A 14,700-nucleotide genomic window follows, 5' to 3' on the forward strand; every position below is an offset into this window, starting at 1 on the left:
CAAATTTAGCAATTAGAACTTTTTACCAAAGCCAACGCTTACTACTAATGGGTCGACATGTAACTTATCTATTTTATTCCAGCCACCGCCATTTACGTTAAGTTTTACGTCAGTATCAAACCAAATCTTTTTAACGTCAAAGTTAACCAACCAACCGTCTTTTAAATTCACGTCGAAACCTGCTTGAATAGCTGGACCCCAGCTATTACGGTCAATACGTATTGGTTGATCACCAATAGCAGTCCTTGCTTTCAATCCATTATCCATTGCGCGCACGTAAGATAGACCAGCACCTACATACGGATCAAACGTTTGATCAGGATTAAAGTGCCATTGCGCAGTCAACGTAGGTGGCAATAAATTAACTTCACCTAAATCTCTAGAATTAAGCGCAACACCTGCACTTGACGTTTTAACATCATGTTTAGTGCCCAAGGCCAAAATCAATTCTAAGGCAATGTTTTTGGTCACATAGTAAGAAATATCCAACTCAGGAATAGTGTTACTATCCACTTGAAGATTAGCGCTCGTGTTGCCATATAAAGCAGTAGCTAGACCTTCTCCATAAGCCTGAGCAGTTTTCTCACCTAACTTACTGCTCTCAGATGGGTTTACGTTAGTTGCACGTAAACGTACTACCCAGTCACCCGCTTCAGCTTGCGCCAACATTGGTGAAAACGCTGCAGCTAAAGCTAACACTACAAATGATTTTTTCATTTTCTTACTCTCCGCTTAAAAATTAAGTTATCTATTACAAATTCGATGGCTGAATTATATTGAGCTAACTTTAGAGGTCATTTGATTTGCATCAAATGAAGCGGTGCTAAACAATTTTTTGTTGTTTTTTCACAACAATAATTAATGATTTAACGTGAATAAAGCAATAGACTCTACGTGGGCAGTGTGTGGAAACATATTAATCACACCCGCAGCTTTTAATTGATACCCTTTTTCATTGACCAGCACACCAGCATCACGTGCTAATGTAGCTGGGTTACAAGATACATAAACAATAGACTCTGGCTGATTACTAGGGTCTAGTGACTTCACTAATTCAAACGCCCCATCACGTGGTGGGTCAACTAACCATTTATTAAAGCGCCCTAAACCAGTTAAAGCCTCTGGTGTCATTTTAAACAAATCTGCCACGCCAAATTTAACGTGATTAATCTCATTTAACTGCGCGCTTTCATTTGCACGTTCAACGAGATTAGCAAGACCTTCCAAACCCAACACTTGTGCGCCACTACGTGCAATAGGTAGCGTGAAGTTACCAATACCACAAAAAAAGTCAGCAATATTCTCGTTCGCTTTAGGTGAAAGTAGCTGCATCGCACGGCGAATCATCACCTGATTAATTTGCGGGTTCACTTGTGTAAACTCATTAGGTTTAAATGGGTATTTCAAATCAAACTCTGGCAGGCTATAGCTAAGTGCAGAGCCATTTAAAGGGTAAAAAGGTTTAATGGTGTCCGGCCCTTTGGTTTGTGTCCAAACCTGAACGCCATGATCATTAGCAAATGCTTTAAGCAAGCTTTCGTCTTGAGTATTAAGCGGTGCCATAATGCGCATAATCAACACAATCACTGGCTTATATTGTGCATTGACATCAGGCTCAATAGCATCTGGTTCACCTACCGCCAATTCTATTTGAGGTAATTTATCTCTAATACTCAGCAACAAAATTAAATCTTGTAACGGTGTAATTAAGGCTGAAACTTCGGGGACTAATACCTCACAACTATTCATATCTGCTACAAAACGTGTTGATTTCTCATTAAAACCAACCAATACGCGTTGTTTTTTCTCTACGTATTTAACACTTAGACGCGCTTTATGACGATAGCCCCAAGTCGGGCCATACAATGGTGGTAGCATATTTTCAGCTTTTACCTTGCCAATATGCCATAAATCACTTTCTAGCAAACGCTGCTTGGTAGCAACCTGCGCAGCAAAATCTAAATGTTGCAATTTACAACCACCACATAGTCCAAAATGAGGACATTTCGGTGTGACGCGTTGGTTAGATTGTTTCAACACCTCAACCACGTTAGCGACTTCATAACTCGGTTTAATCCGGTGAGACTGGAAAGTGACTTTTTCACCAGGCAATGCGCCGTCAACAAAAATCGTTTTACCTTCTACATGGGTAACACCACGACCTTCTTGGTCTAATGATTCAATCACCGCTGTTAAAATTGGGGCTGGTATATTTTCAGCTTGTGCTTTATTTCGTCTTTTTCTCATAGGCTAAATTTTACCGCAGAGCTTGTATTAGAGGAAATGATCTTATTTTGATAAACTTAATATTAATGCTTTAATATCAAGCAATCTTAAGTAATAAGAAATGATTTCTCTCATGAATCTAAAAAACTTAATCATCTCAATCATGCTGGCTGGAACTGCTATATTTCAACTCGCACAGGCGACTGAACAGCAAATTCGCACCACAAAAAATGGCATTCAATACCTAACTGGCGGCATTGGCCATGAAGAAGTAATTGAAATGCGGCCGCATGCAAAAAAATTCACACTAAACTTAATATTCTCAGAAGGTGAAGATGGTCATTCTGCCACTGCGATTAACATCAATATCTACAATCATAAAAATGAGCTTGTGTTTAGACTAAAGAATGCTAAACCAATGTTATACATTAATTTATCAGTAGGGACTTATACGATTCTGGCAACGAACAATGGTGAAAAGCTACGCCATCGATTAACGATTGATGGCAACAACAATCAAAAAGTCATTCTTAACTGGAAAGAAGCAAACCAAAGCAACATGCCTGAAAAAACTCTTTAATCAACTAACATCATGATTGTTGACTGCTAGACAAAACAGAAATTAAACTTCCATATCAAAAAAATCAATAAAAACCATAAGGAAATCAACGTGCTTCTGACCAGATCACCACTATTTATCGTAGCCCTACTTCTTGCTGCATGCGCAGCACCACAAACTCGAGCACCGATTGCTAATAACGAGACCACCAACGCTGAGGCAAAGAAACAACAAGAACTTGTAGTTGAAGACTACATGAGTAACTATAAAAAACTACAGAATGTTTCTTCGCGGATTATTACGGATGGCAGTGACTTATGCGGCGATAAAACTGCTGGCTATTACGGATTTAATTATTGGAATCGAGATGGTTTTAAACCAGCATGGAAAGAAGTCACTAAATCTAAATTTGGTTTAGATGAGCGTTTTAAAATTCTGCATGTCGTTGAAAAATCTCCTGCTGAAAGAGCAACACTAAAAGAAGGTGATGTTTTAGTGTCCATCAATCACTGGCTTGTACCCATTGGCAAAGATGCCGATAAGCAATTATCACAAAAACTAGCAGAACAAGCGAAAAGTCTATCCCCAGTAGAAATGTCAGTATTAAGAGACGGTACAGAACACAAAGTATCTATCACGCCAGTAAAATCCTGTGACTTTCAAGTACATCTAGCACCAGACGACACCAAAAACGCTTATGCAGATGGTAAAAACATTGTGGTTTATAAGGGGCTCATGGACTTTTTTAAGACCGACGAAGAGATGGCTCTCGTCGTCAGCCATGAGCTTGCTCACAATGCCATGAAGCACATTGATGCAAAAAAGAAAAATGCTACTGTAGGTGGCGTATTTGGTTTACTACTTGATATCGCGGCAGCCACTGCTGGCGTCAACACAAACGGTGACTTTAGCCGAATGGGCGCTGGCATGGCTGGCAACGCATACTCTGTTGAGTTTGAACAAGAAGCCGACTACGTTGGCTTATATATCATGCAAAAAGCTGGTTTTAATATCGATAACGCTGCTGGCTTTTGGAGAAGGATGGCGATTAATAACTCACAAGCAATCACCACAAAATCTTCTCACCCTACTACACCAGAGCGGTTTGTCGCCATTGAAGAAACCGTAAAAGAAATTAAAGGGAAACTTGAAAAAGGCGTTGCACTTAACCCTGAGTTAAAGAAATAGACAGGACGCTTTATTCTTTACACATCATGCGCTATTTCCATGCCGCTAGGAACTCTATCCAATGCGGCGCGGTATAGCCTGATAAAGTATCTCGTACTAAATTAACTTCTGCTTCATACGCTTCTGGCGATAGGTGTCCGCGCATCAGCTGAAAGCGCAAAAATACCAGATGCGTATTGGCCACATCAGTTTCACAATAATCTCTAATTTGCGCAATCTGACCAGCTTTATAGGCATCCCACACTTTACTGCCGTCCATCCCCAACTTACCAGGAAAGCCGCACAGCTTCGCCAAATCATCCAATGGCGCATTAGCACGTGCGTTAAACATCGCCATCACGTCCATCAGATCTAAATGGCGTGTGTGATAACGGCTAATATAATTGTTCCACTTAAACTCTTTGTCATCCTCGCCTAAATCCCAGTAACGGCTGGCATTAATCTCGTGAATTAAGCCGCGGTAATGCAACACTGGCAAGTCAAAACCACTCCCATTCCACGAGATAATCTGTGGCGTATATTTTTCTATCCCATCAAAAAAACGCTGAATAATTTCAGCTTCAGAGGAGTCAGGATCGCCTAGTGTCCATACTTTAAATTGTTTACCTTCACGTAATGCGCATGAAATCGCGCAAATTCGGTGCTGGTGCAAGGGTAAAAACTCGGTACCATTTTGTTGCCGACGTTGGTGTAGTGCAATATTAGCAACATCTTCATCAGAGGTTTCAGCGGGTAAATCTAGCAAGGTACGCAAACCATCTGTATCTGGAATGGTTTCAATATCAAAAACTAATGTAGGGGTCATGGCAAGGGCTTTATTAAAATCTTAGTAAACACGGAAAAAAGTATCTCAACTATTTTTGCGTCCAACCGCCAGCACCCTGCACCCACCAACCACCTTGTGCTTTATCAATCCAACGGCTTGCAAACGTGCTTTGAATTTCAGCTTGCCACTCAGGATGTCCATTAGCCGTAGCAATTTCTTTGTATAGTTTGGCGCGGTCTGCATTCTCCGCCGCCACTGTGCCATTTAATGCCGCACGATCTTTTAACGGTACAGCATTAGCATCGCGCACTGCAACCATGCCATCTTTAGTTAAGCCAACCGCTCCACTTGCATAGTGTGGCGCAAGCTGTGCATGGCGAGACTGCATACTGCCCTTAATGGCTGTAATTGCTGGTGTGTTAACCTCTAAGTCTGCGGCGGCAACCACCATTTGACTCGCAAACATCGCGCCTAATAACAACACGCTGAATAAGATTTTTTTCATGATGATTCCTTTAACTGGGTTATTTATTTTGCCAACATGCATTTGCAACTGATTAAGGCTCTACCGTATTAGTGCTTGGCTTCCCTGCGCCATTTTTAAGTTGCCAAACATCATCAATAATCTTATCTGCGGCTTTTTCTGCCGCGGCTGCTGGGAAATAAATATTAATCGTGACACAAGAGGGTAAAGCACACGCCAACACCAAAGCAATCGACCAACTTTTCATCATTTATCCTTTTCTTAAATTACGCACGCTATATTAGCTACTCATATTGAAAGTGGCTTCGGGGTCATTGCGCCCTACTGCAACCTTATTTAATTTATTGCGTTAACTCATTGCGCTATTCAACAACAGCCAGTGTCAACAATAGCCTTACTTAACAAGCAACTTATTCAACAACCGCCTTAGTATTACCATCAGTCACACGCTTCACCCGTGCTAAGAGTTCACTCCAGCCTACTGTTTGATTGTACCCCATCACTGTAATTGCGGGGATACCACTTCCTTTAACGATGATATACCCATGTGCGGTTGACTCAACACCGCCCATTTCACAAATATCATTGCGTAACCGACAACTTAACCCCATTTTTCCATAATTAAATTGCTCAAAAAATCGTAAAAAACTACGTTGTACAGCCGCGGCAGCACCGCCGCCACCTAAAGCAGAAATGTTTTCTACAGCACGTTGTGAGATTTTTTTAGGATATTTTCCAGGGCTACTTTGTACGACGGCATCAAAAGTCACTGGCTTCCAGTTTTGTAGTTCTAAGGCTTTAATATCTCCATCTAATTTACCTTCAATCGCACCAAACGAGAATGTTCTTGTGAGTTCACCTAAATCCAAATTTCTTAAGGCAATATCCGCATTCAATTTCGGGGCGATTCCCAATGGGGTAAGCATGGTCAAATGAGTGACCGTTGCCGTACCATTGAACACATGTAGCACCACACTACCATCAGTAGTCAATATGCCCCGACTATAAGTCACCAGGGGGATTTCAGCAGAGGCTTTACCTAGCATACGTGGCAACTTGAGCTGTGTTGTAAAGTCCGACATGGATATGGGCTCAAGCCTTGCAGCTAAATGCCAATACCACTCGTCACGGATGCGTGCCGCAGATATATCAGATAAACTCAAAGCACCATCTAACAATGGTAGTCGTATATTAGGTGCAGTTAGCGAGTAGCGATTTACCTCAGCATTAATCTCTGTTTTACCTAAAGGCAAGTTAAGCAAACTTCCATGCTCGTAACTTAACTGAACAGGGTTAGATGCCTCATAGCTCCATGGAATATTGGCATTTAGCTGATAGAACGCAAATTTGTTGTTGATATCTACAATATCAACATGATTCAGTTTCAATGTAAATGACTGTAACTTTGTATCCTTTATCTTAAGCGACAATGCTGCATCGCCTTCAATCGTGGCGTTGTTAAACGCAGTATTACCTAACAGTGGCTTAAATAGCAGAGGATAAGCTGCGCTTAGATTTAGTTTAGGGAGTGTGGCGTTTAAATCGAGCAACTTAGCATCACTTAGCCGCAAAAGGCCATCTGCATCTAACTCACCCACGCGATTAATCTTCAAGTGCGCATGATGAACATGAAGCATGTCATCTTTTAGTGTGCCGCTGGCTGTCACCGCATGACCGCCGTGCTCAATATAAAACGGCTGCCAGTACACTTCACCAGCTTTCCAATCCAGAGCGGCTTGCCATTGCCAACCTAGCGCTTCTCGTTTTAATCCAACAGTGAAGGTGCCAGTCAGCTTTTCTGCTGCATGCAATCCAGCCTCATCGCTAAAGCTCCCGTCTTTCAAAGAAAGCGTGGCATTTAAATCTAGTTGATTGGGATTAAATAAGCGATTGATTTCCAAATCAAAAGGGAAGTCAACACGTGTGCTTTTTAAGCGTCCATTAATACAACGCGCCTCAATTGTATTGAGCTGTTTTGGAAGGTCACAAGCTAAATCAAACTGTATCCAATCTTCAGGCTTACGCTGTACATCTGTTTTTGCTGGATTAAATACTGCATGCAAAGTAACCGTAGGCTTAGGTTGATTAAGGCGCACTTTTAATGCGATATCTTTTGCATTGCCCATCTCATGCTCAACATGCATAGCGCTGATGGATATCTCAGAAACCGCATATGCAAAAATGCTATAACAAACCAAACAAATGAAACTAACAATGCGGCTTAGAGCGCTCATCTCTAAACAAACTACGAAGGGTAAACACCTGTAGAAAGGTAGCGATCACCTCTATCGCACGCAATGCTAACAATTACCGCGTTTTCTACGCGTTTTGATAATTGCAGCGCTGCATACAAGGCACCACCAGATGAAATACCTGCAAATATTCCTTCCATCGTCGCTAATTTACGTGTCGTATCTTCCGCATGCTTCTGGCTGACATAAATCAGCTCATCTACCGCATTTACATTGTATATTTTAGGCATGTAGGCTTCTGGCCATTTACGAATACCAGGAATTTGTGCGCCTTCTTCTGGTTGCACACCAACAATTTGGATATTAGGGTTCTGCTCTTTCAAAAAGCGCGATGTCCCCATGATGGTACCCGTTGTGCCCATGCTAGACACAAAGTGCGTCACACGACCTTCAGTATCACGCCATATTTCAGGACCTGTACCTTCATAATGCGCTAAAGGGTTATCAGCATTACCAAACTGGTCCAGCACAATACCCTCGCCCTCGGCCTGCATTTTCATAGCAACATCACGCGCTAACTCCATGCTTCCATCCTTAGGTGTTAGCACTAACTCTGCCCCATACGCTTTCATGCTTTGGCGGCGCTCTATACTTTGATTATCAGGCATGACTAAAATCATTTTATAACCACGCATGGCAGCGACCATAGCAAGCGCAATACCAGTGTTACCGCTGGTGGCCTCAATCAAGGTATCGCCTGGCTTAATATCACCACGAGCTTCTGCCCGCGTAATCATAGAATAAGCGGGTCTATCTTTCACTGAGCCAGCTGGGTTGTTGCCCTCAAGCTTCAATAAAATAGTATTACTGGTATTGCCAGCCATGCGTTGTAATTTAACTAAGGGGGTATTGCCAACAAAGTCGTCTATCGTTTTGTACATTCAATTATTTCTCTAATTTTTATATTTTTTAAAAGATTAGTCACATTTATTTTTTGGTGTTTAATTTCACTAAATACAACGCATACAGACCAAAACCGATAAAAGCAATCAGCGACATCTGTGGAATGGTGAGCCCCAAAAGTGTCCAATCAATAGCCGCACAATCACCAGTGCCTTTAAATACTAGCGTCAATGCTTTTTCTAAGGGAAAATTCTCAAACATATAATCAAAACCTACACCACAATCGGCGATCATTTCATCTTTATGTGCTTGTATCCACCAATGACGCAACGCAACGCCTGCGCCACCTAATGCGGTTAACACTTGCAATAGTGACTGAAATTTTAAGTATTTTGGCAACAATGCTGCCACCAAAAACAGCACGCCTAAAGTCATAAAAACAATCCGCTGTGAGATACACAAGGGGCATGGATCAAGGCCATATTGCGTTTGTATCCATAAAGCCAATCCGACTAACGCGAAACATTTAAAAAAACCTAGGAAATAACCTGTACGGCCTGTAAGAATTTTATTTAGCATGATGCCCATCACGATATAATCTTAAAAAATCATTTTAACGGATTAAGCCCATTTTGACTGACTTCGCTGCAAATTTATCTCAGGAAAACGCACTCAACACTAAAGTGTTGACTGTTAGCGAACTGAATCGTTTGGCAAAAAACATCCTAGAGCAAAATTTCCCGCTGTTTTGGGTATCAGGCGAGGTGTCCAACTTTACACGCGCAGCCAGTGGTCATTGGTACTTTTCTTTAAAAGATGCAGGGGCGCAGGTGCGCTGTGTGATGTTTAAAGGTCGCAACAGCTATGTAGATTTTACCCCGCGCGAAGGCGATAAAATCGAAGCACGTTGTACTGTTACCCTGTATGAAGCACGCGGTGACTTCCAACTCACCGTAGAGTTTGTGCAACGTGCTGGCTTAGGTGCATTATTTGAAGCCTTTGAAAAACTCAAAAGAAAATTGAGTAATGAAGGCTTATTTGATGCCAATATCAAGCGGGCGATTCCTAAAAATCCTAAGAAAATAGGTATTGTGACCTCAGCAGATGCGGCCGCATTAAGAGACGTGCTTACCACGCTCAAGCGCCGTATGCCTAACATTCCGATTATTATTTACCCGACACCAGTACAAGGTAAAGGGGTTGCTCAAATCATCGCCAATGCCATCAATACCGCTAATGAACGTGCGGAATGTGACGTGCTGATTATTTGCCGCGGCGGTGGCAGCATTGAAGACTTATGGCAATTTAATGAAGAAGTGGTCGCACGCGCCATTGCCAATTGCAGCATCCCAACCATTAGCGGGGTTGGTCATGAAACAGACTTCACTATTTGTGACTTTGTTGCGGATATTCGCGCAGCTACGCCAACGGCCGCAGCGGAGCTTGCAACACCTTCACGCGATGAAATGCTCAACCGCACCAATCAATTAAAATTACAATTATCAAAAAACATGCAATTTGTGCTTAATCAGCAAAATCAAGCATTGGATTATTTAGCGCGCAGATTAATTTCACCAGCGCAACAAATCGCGCAACAAAAAGCCCAAATCACGCAAATGGCTTACCGTTTAAATAACAGCATCAATCAGCAATTGCGAGGCAAACAGCAATCCTTGTTACGCCTACAACAAAACCTGCAACATTTAAATCCTAAAGCGGTGCTGACAAGAGGCTATGCACTAGTACAAACTCAATCAGGAGCGATTATCAGCAATAGCTCGCAATTAAACAGTGGGGATGAAGTGATGTTAACCTTAGGCGTTGGCTCTGCTGACGCGACGATTAAAACAATTAGTAATCAATAGTTTTTCGCTATATAAAAAGCACTAGGCATAAAGCAATATATATATAAAGCATAAGCGCACAAAGCTTTACCTCTGTGCGCTTCAAGTTGTCGCTAGATACTAGCTATAGATAGACGTAATAACCTTTTATCCAACGTTAGTGACGGCGGCCGATCAGCAAACCAATCACAACGCCTAAACTAGCGGCAAACCCAATAGCGCGCCAAGGCTTCTCATGCACATACACATCCGTCGCTTTAGTAGCGGCTTTTACACTTAATAAAGCATCCGTTTGTAAATCATCCAATTTTGCCCGCACTCGACTCAATGACTGTTCTGATTTAGCACGTATTTCCGCAATCTTCTTATCACCAGTATCTACTGTTGCTGCTAATAAAGCCTCAGCATCAAGCATCACTTCTTTAATATCGCCAACTAATTGATTTGTATGAAGCTGACTAGAAAAATTATCCATATAACACTCCTATAACATTTAAAGATTATTTATGTGAAATCAATAAAACTGCACCTGCCACCATAGACATAACGCCTGCCCAAACTGGAATATTCACTGCTTCAGTCTCTTTTACTGACAACTCAATCGGGCCAACCTTAGCTTTTTGTGTATTTTTAGTATATGTAAAACCACCATAAGCTAACGCTAAACCACCTGCAACCAGCAGGACAATTGCTAACGCCCTAATTGCTTTCATTTAATTATCACCTTTTAATAATTGAGCACTCTTTGAGAGAAACCTTAACTTTTGGTAGAAACCTTAATTGTAGAAACACTAATTTAAAGATAAGTTAAAAAAAGAACTTGGTATTAATTGCTGTCGCTTACTAAAGCCGTCTTTTTTGAATCAAGCGTATCACCATCACCACCACTGCAATCAGCAGCAGTAGGTGAATAAGACCACCCATGGTGTTAGAGGAAGCCAAGCCTAACACCCAAAGAATAATCAAGACTATTGCAATCTTCTCAAGCATATCGGCTCCAGCTAGAATCTAACAAAAAGTTGTTGATATACCATTAATTAGACTTTAGACGCATATCATTTTTCACTGACTTTACGCCATTAACTTTTCGCGCCACTTCAACGGCTCTGCTAATATCAGACTCTGAATTTACGAAGCCACTTAATTGAACAACACCTTTAAAAGTTTCAACATTAATCTCTACTGATTTTAAGTTTGTATCATTTAATACTGCTGCTTTTACCTTAGCGGTAATCACACTATCATCGATATACTCGCCTGTACCTTCACTTTTACTAGTTGATGCACAACCTACCAAAGCCACTAGTGCGGCAATAAGAAAAATGTTCACTATATATTTCAGTTGTTTCATCACAATCTCTCCATATCAATTAAATGTCGTCATACAAACTTATTAAACCAAGCAAAAATTGATCACAAAGATTGATAATTAAGCATGTCAAACATCAACATTGGCAGTATTTAGTAAAAGTTACGCACTTAAACCTACCAAACTTACTGAATCATCTACTTAAAACTAATTCATATCTGTTCGATTACACACATAAAGCCTTCTGTTATTTTCAACATCAGTGCGATAAATCAAAACCCATTACTCCTCACATAATCATTGGTTTCATACTAGAATTGGCTGATAATAGCCAACTTAATTATTAATATCCATTAATACCATAATGTCATCAGCCTCTGGCAGCAACACCAAACGCTCTGCACTTACGCTAGCCGCACTTGGCGTAGTGTTTGGCGACATCGGCACAAGTCCTCTCTATACACTAAAAGAAGTCTTTTCAGTGGGCGCACACCCAGTACCGCTTACCGAAATGAATATGTTTGGCATTTTATCGCTAATTGTTTGGGCACTCATTTTGGTTGTGTCTATCAAATATGTAGCGTTTATTATGCGAGCAGACAACCGTGGCGAGGGCGGCATTATGGCGCTACTAGCACTCGCCAGCCGCAACGTTGCAGACGACGCAAGAAAACAGCGCAATATTATGTTGCTAGGAATTCTAGGTGCCTGCATGTTTTATGCAGATGGCATCATTACACCCGCTATTTCAGTATTATCCGCTGTAGAGGGGTTAGAAGTCGCTGCCCCAATTCTGCATCCACTGATATTACCCATTACACTAGTAGTGCTGTTTCTCCTATTCTGGGCGCAAAGCAAAGGCACTGCGCTGGTTGGCGCTTTTTTTGGGCCCATTATGCTACTTTGGTTTAGCACATTAGCCATATTAGGCATTAACGGCATCATGCAATACCCGACGATACTCAATGCACTTAATCCAATTTATGCCATTCACTTTTTTCAATTAAGTCCATGGATCGCTTTTGTCGCGTTAGGTGCTGTGGTACTGGCTGTCACTGGTGCTGAAGCGCTATATGCTGACATGGGTCATTTTGGACGCACACCTATCCGCCTTGCTTGGTTTGGCTTTGTCTTACCTGCACTTATCCTAAATTACTTTGGGCAAGGTGCTTTAATACTAAAACATCCAGAAACCGTTAAAAATCCATTTTATTTACTCGCGCCTGAATGGATGCTATTTCCATTAATCATCTTAGCGACCATGGCCGCAGTAATCGCCTCACAAGCAGTCATTACTGGCGCATTCTCTGTGTCACGCCAAGCATTACAACTGGGCTTTTTGCCACGCATGCATGTGTCACACACATCTGAAAGCCAGCAAGGACAAATCTACATGCCACGAGTCAATTGGGGGCTCATGCTCGCAGTCATGGTGTTAGTGATTGGATTTGGCTCATCTGGTGACCTAGCCGCAGCCTATGGCATCGCGGTCACAGGTGATATGATTATCACCACATTGCTAGCTGGCATTGTGTTCCACAATCTTTGGGGCTGGAGCAAGCTGCGTACTGGCGCATTAATTGCCGTATTCTTAACAGTTGATATCGCATTCTTTAGTGCAAATGTCCTTAAAATACCAGATGGTGGCTGGGTACCACTCATCATCGGCGTGATCATTTTCACCTTAATGATCATCTGGAAGACTGGTCGCACCATGCTTTACAAGCATCTTAAAAATGAAGCAATGGCCTTAGACCCATTTATTGAAGCAATTAGCGCCCATCCGCCTACACGTGTATCTGGCACTGCGTTATTTATGACGCCTAACCCAGAGGGCGTACCGCATGCCATGCTTCATAATTTAAAGCACAACAAGGTGCTGCATGAAAAAGTCGTCATACTAACGGTAAAGTTTTTAGATTTCCCACGGATTCCCGTTGAAGACCGTGTTTCGGTTGAAGTATTACCGCACGAGTTTTACCGTGTTACCGTACATTACGGATTCAAAGATGAGCCAGATTTACCAAGAGACCTCGCTTTATGCGCAGAAAAAGGCCTAGTATTAGAGGCAATGGATACTTCGTACTTTATTGGTAAAGAAATTTTAATTGCGCATGAATCATCCGAAATGGCTTACTGGCGTAAGAAAATATTTATCGGCTTATTTAGAAGCGCAGAAACGATTACCAACCAATTTAAACTTCCGCCTAACCGCGTCGTTGAACTCGGTACGCAAGTCACTTTCTAAGCGTTAAACCAGTAAAGTTTGTTAACTACCGCACAGCATTAAACTAATCCAAATGTTTAAATTCATTGTTGAAGCGTTACCATTTCAATCAATCAGATGGATGATAAAAATGAACTCTCTATTTGCAACAAAAAAATTAAGCGCCGTCACGATTGCTATTTTAATCGCCAGTTTAAGTGGTTGCGCTACCACTACCCAAGACAGCGTATCTGGCGTAAGCCGTTCACAATTGTTGCTGTTACCAGAATCACAAATCACAGACATGTCAACGCAGGCGTACACCCAAACACTGCAAGAAGCTGAAAAGAAAAAGACACTCAACGCCAACAAAGCTCAGCTTGATCGCGTGCGCAAAATCTCTAACAGGCTCATTGCGCAAGTTGGCGTATTTAGACCAGATGCTACCCAATGGAAATGGGAAGTAAATGTAGAGAAGAACGATGAACTTAACGCCTACTGCATGCCTGGCGGAAAAATCATGGTGTACTCTGGCTTGATTGATAAATTAAAAACCACTGATGATGAGTTAGCAGCAGTCATCGGGCATGAAATCGCTCATGCACTGCGTGAGCATGGGCGTGAACGCATGTCTCAAGCGTATGTTCAGCAATTTGGCTTGCAAGCACTAGGCGTAGTGCTATCCTCAAGCACTAGCGCGGCTGTTGGCAATGCTTCAGTACAAGCTGCAAGCATGGGCTCCCAACTATTTTTTGCACTTCCTAATGGACGTGAGCAAGAACGAGAGTCTGACAGAATCGGCCTAGAACTCGCTGCCCGCGCAGGCTACAACCCAGATGCAGCGGTAACGTTATGGCAAAAGATGGAAGCTCAAGGGGGCGCAAAACCACCAGAATTCTTAAGCACTCACCCTGCTAGCGCAAGTCGTATTGCAGAATTACGCGCGCTTGCTCCTAAGGTAAGGCCGCTTTACGACGCTGCAAAAAAATAATCACGATTCAAAGGTCTTTGTTAGAGCGCACA

General features: G+C 42.0%; 17 protein-coding genes. 5 read left to right on the forward strand and 12 right to left on the reverse strand.

The genetic code is table 11. The features are described from left to right. Positions 1–12: 12 nt before the first annotated feature. Both Q7U33_RS00180 and rlmD read right to left on the reverse strand, forming a co-directional pair. On the reverse strand, positions 13–717 hold the full coding sequence (locus Q7U33_RS00180) for an OmpW family protein (protein ID WP_304857277.1): 705 nt from the start codon (positions 715–717) through the stop codon (positions 13–15). Between the two features lie 141 nt (positions 718–858). After that, on the reverse strand, positions 859–2,247 hold the full coding sequence (gene rlmD, locus Q7U33_RS00185; protein WP_304857279.1) for a 23S rRNA (uracil(1939)-C(5))-methyltransferase RlmD: 1,389 nt from the start codon (positions 2,245–2,247) through the stop codon (positions 859–861). Between the two features lie 112 nt (positions 2,248–2,359). Here rlmD and Q7U33_RS00190 point away from each other — a divergent pair, with 112 nt between their 5' ends. After that, positions 2,360–2,806: a hypothetical protein gene (locus tag Q7U33_RS00190; protein ID WP_304857281.1), complete on the forward strand. Its 447-nt coding sequence runs from the start codon at positions 2,360–2,362 to the stop codon at positions 2,804–2,806. Positions 2,807–2,896: 90 nt separating this feature from the next. Further along, complete coding sequence (locus Q7U33_RS00195; protein WP_304857283.1) at positions 2,897–3,973, forward strand: M48 family metallopeptidase; 1,077 nt, start codon at positions 2,897–2,899, stop codon at positions 3,971–3,973. A gap of 31 nt (positions 3,974–4,004) precedes the next feature. On the opposite strand, the gene Q7U33_RS00200 is transcribed toward Q7U33_RS00195, so the two are convergent. From Q7U33_RS00200 to Q7U33_RS00225, 6 genes are all read right to left on the reverse strand, one after another. Continuing rightward, positions 4,005–4,778 (reverse strand): 3'-5' exonuclease, encoded by a 774-nt coding sequence (locus tag Q7U33_RS00200; RefSeq protein WP_304857285.1) that lies wholly within the window; start codon positions 4,776–4,778, stop codon positions 4,005–4,007. Positions 4,779–4,827: 49 nt separating this feature from the next. Beyond that, positions 4,828–5,244, reverse strand: coding sequence for a YdbL family protein (locus tag Q7U33_RS00205; RefSeq protein WP_304857287.1), 417 nt, complete (start codon positions 5,242–5,244; stop codon positions 4,828–4,830). A 52-nt stretch (positions 5,245–5,296) separates the two neighbouring features. Further along, on the reverse strand, positions 5,297–5,473 hold the full coding sequence (locus tag Q7U33_RS00210) for a hypothetical protein (protein ID WP_304857433.1): 177 nt from the start codon (positions 5,471–5,473) through the stop codon (positions 5,297–5,299). 160 nt (positions 5,474–5,633) lie between these two features. Beyond that, positions 5,634–7,457, reverse strand: coding sequence for a hypothetical protein (locus Q7U33_RS00215; protein ID WP_304857288.1), 1,824 nt, complete (start codon positions 7,455–7,457; stop codon positions 5,634–5,636). An 11-nt stretch (positions 7,458–7,468) separates the two neighbouring features. Then, positions 7,469–8,356 carry a cysteine synthase CysM gene (cysM, locus tag Q7U33_RS00220; protein ID WP_304857290.1) on the reverse strand — a complete coding sequence of 296 codons (888 nt, stop codon included), beginning with the start codon at positions 8,354–8,356 and terminating at the stop codon, positions 7,469–7,471. Positions 8,357–8,402: 46 nt separating this feature from the next. Continuing rightward, a complete protein-coding gene (locus tag Q7U33_RS00225) occupies positions 8,403–8,897 on the reverse strand; it encodes a disulfide bond formation protein B (RefSeq protein ID WP_304857292.1) in 495 nt (164 codons plus the stop codon). Between the two features lie 53 nt (positions 8,898–8,950). Here Q7U33_RS00225 and xseA point away from each other — a divergent pair, with 53 nt between their 5' ends. Beyond that, on the forward strand, positions 8,951–10,183 hold the full coding sequence (gene xseA, locus Q7U33_RS00230; RefSeq protein WP_304857295.1) for an exodeoxyribonuclease VII large subunit: 1,233 nt from the start codon (positions 8,951–8,953) through the stop codon (positions 10,181–10,183). A 136-nt stretch (positions 10,184–10,319) separates the two neighbouring features. On the opposite strand, the gene Q7U33_RS00235 is transcribed toward xseA, so the two are convergent. The 4 genes from Q7U33_RS00235 to Q7U33_RS00250 form a co-directional block, all read right to left on the reverse strand. After that, positions 10,320–10,637, reverse strand: a complete 318-nt coding sequence (locus Q7U33_RS00235; RefSeq protein ID WP_304857297.1) for a YqjD family protein — start codon at positions 10,635–10,637, stop codon at positions 10,320–10,322. 25 nt (positions 10,638–10,662) lie between these two features. Continuing rightward, positions 10,663–10,875 (reverse strand): hypothetical protein, encoded by a 213-nt coding sequence (locus tag Q7U33_RS00240; RefSeq protein ID WP_304857299.1) that lies wholly within the window; start codon positions 10,873–10,875, stop codon positions 10,663–10,665. Positions 10,876–11,005: 130 nt separating this feature from the next. Beyond that, positions 11,006–11,152, reverse strand: a complete 147-nt coding sequence (locus Q7U33_RS00245) for a lmo0937 family membrane protein (protein WP_304857301.1) — start codon at positions 11,150–11,152, stop codon at positions 11,006–11,008. Between the two features lie 43 nt (positions 11,153–11,195). Then, positions 11,196–11,513, reverse strand: coding sequence for a BON domain-containing protein (locus Q7U33_RS00250; protein WP_304857303.1), 318 nt, complete (start codon positions 11,511–11,513; stop codon positions 11,196–11,198). Positions 11,514–11,835: 322 nt separating this feature from the next. On the opposite strand from Q7U33_RS00250, the gene Q7U33_RS00255 reads away from it, so the two are divergent. Then, positions 11,836–13,719, forward strand: coding sequence for a potassium transporter Kup (locus Q7U33_RS00255; RefSeq protein WP_304857305.1), 1,884 nt, complete (start codon positions 11,836–11,838; stop codon positions 13,717–13,719). A gap of 109 nt (positions 13,720–13,828) precedes the next feature. Further along, positions 13,829–14,668, forward strand: a complete 840-nt coding sequence (locus Q7U33_RS00260; protein WP_304857307.1) for a M48 family metallopeptidase — start codon at positions 13,829–13,831, stop codon at positions 14,666–14,668. Positions 14,669–14,700: the final 32 nt, after the last annotated feature.

It is taken from the genome of Methylotenera sp., from assembly GCF_030653755.1.
Taxonomy (GTDB): Bacteria; Pseudomonadota; Gammaproteobacteria; order Burkholderiales; family Methylophilaceae; genus Methylotenera.

Coding starts and splice junctions, on each gene's coding strand:
- Q7U33_RS00180 (WP_304857277.1), bottom strand. CDS start 717: ATGAAAAAATCATTTGTAGTGTTAGCTTTAGCTGCAGCGTTTTCACCA.
- rlmD (WP_304857279.1), bottom strand. CDS start 2,247: ATGAGAAAAAGACGAAATAAAGCACAAGCTGAAAATATACCAGCCCCA.
- Q7U33_RS00190 (WP_304857281.1), top strand. CDS start 2,360: ATGAATCTAAAAAACTTAATCATCTCAATCATGCTGGCTGGAACTGCT.
- Q7U33_RS00200 (WP_304857285.1), bottom strand. CDS start 4,778: ATGACCCCTACATTAGTTTTTGATATTGAAACCATTCCAGATACAGAT.
- Q7U33_RS00205 (WP_304857287.1), bottom strand. CDS start 5,244: ATGAAAAAAATCTTATTCAGCGTGTTGTTATTAGGCGCGATGTTTGCG.
- Q7U33_RS00210 (WP_304857433.1), bottom strand. CDS start 5,473: ATGATGAAAAGTTGGTCGATTGCTTTGGTGTTGGCGTGTGCTTTACCC.
- Q7U33_RS00215 (WP_304857288.1), bottom strand. CDS start 7,457: ATGAGCGCTCTAAGCCGCATTGTTAGTTTCATTTGTTTGGTTTGTTAT.
- cysM (WP_304857290.1), bottom strand. CDS start 8,356: ATGTACAAAACGATAGACGACTTTGTTGGCAATACCCCCTTAGTTAAA.
- Q7U33_RS00225 (WP_304857292.1), bottom strand. CDS start 8,897: ATGCTAAATAAAATTCTTACAGGCCGTACAGGTTATTTCCTAGGTTTT.
- Q7U33_RS00235 (WP_304857297.1), bottom strand. CDS start 10,637: ATGGATAATTTTTCTAGTCAGCTTCATACAAATCAATTAGTTGGCGAT.
- Q7U33_RS00240 (WP_304857299.1), bottom strand. CDS start 10,875: ATGAAAGCAATTAGGGCGTTAGCAATTGTCCTGCTGGTTGCAGGTGGT.
- Q7U33_RS00245 (WP_304857301.1), bottom strand. CDS start 11,152: ATGCTTGAGAAGATTGCAATAGTCTTGATTATTCTTTGGGTGTTAGGC.
- Q7U33_RS00250 (WP_304857303.1), bottom strand. CDS start 11,513: ATGAAACAACTGAAATATATAGTGAACATTTTTCTTATTGCCGCACTA.
- Q7U33_RS00255 (WP_304857305.1), top strand. CDS start 11,836: ATGTCATCAGCCTCTGGCAGCAACACCAAACGCTCTGCACTTACGCTA.
- Q7U33_RS00260 (WP_304857307.1), top strand. CDS start 13,829: ATGAACTCTCTATTTGCAACAAAAAAATTAAGCGCCGTCACGATTGCT.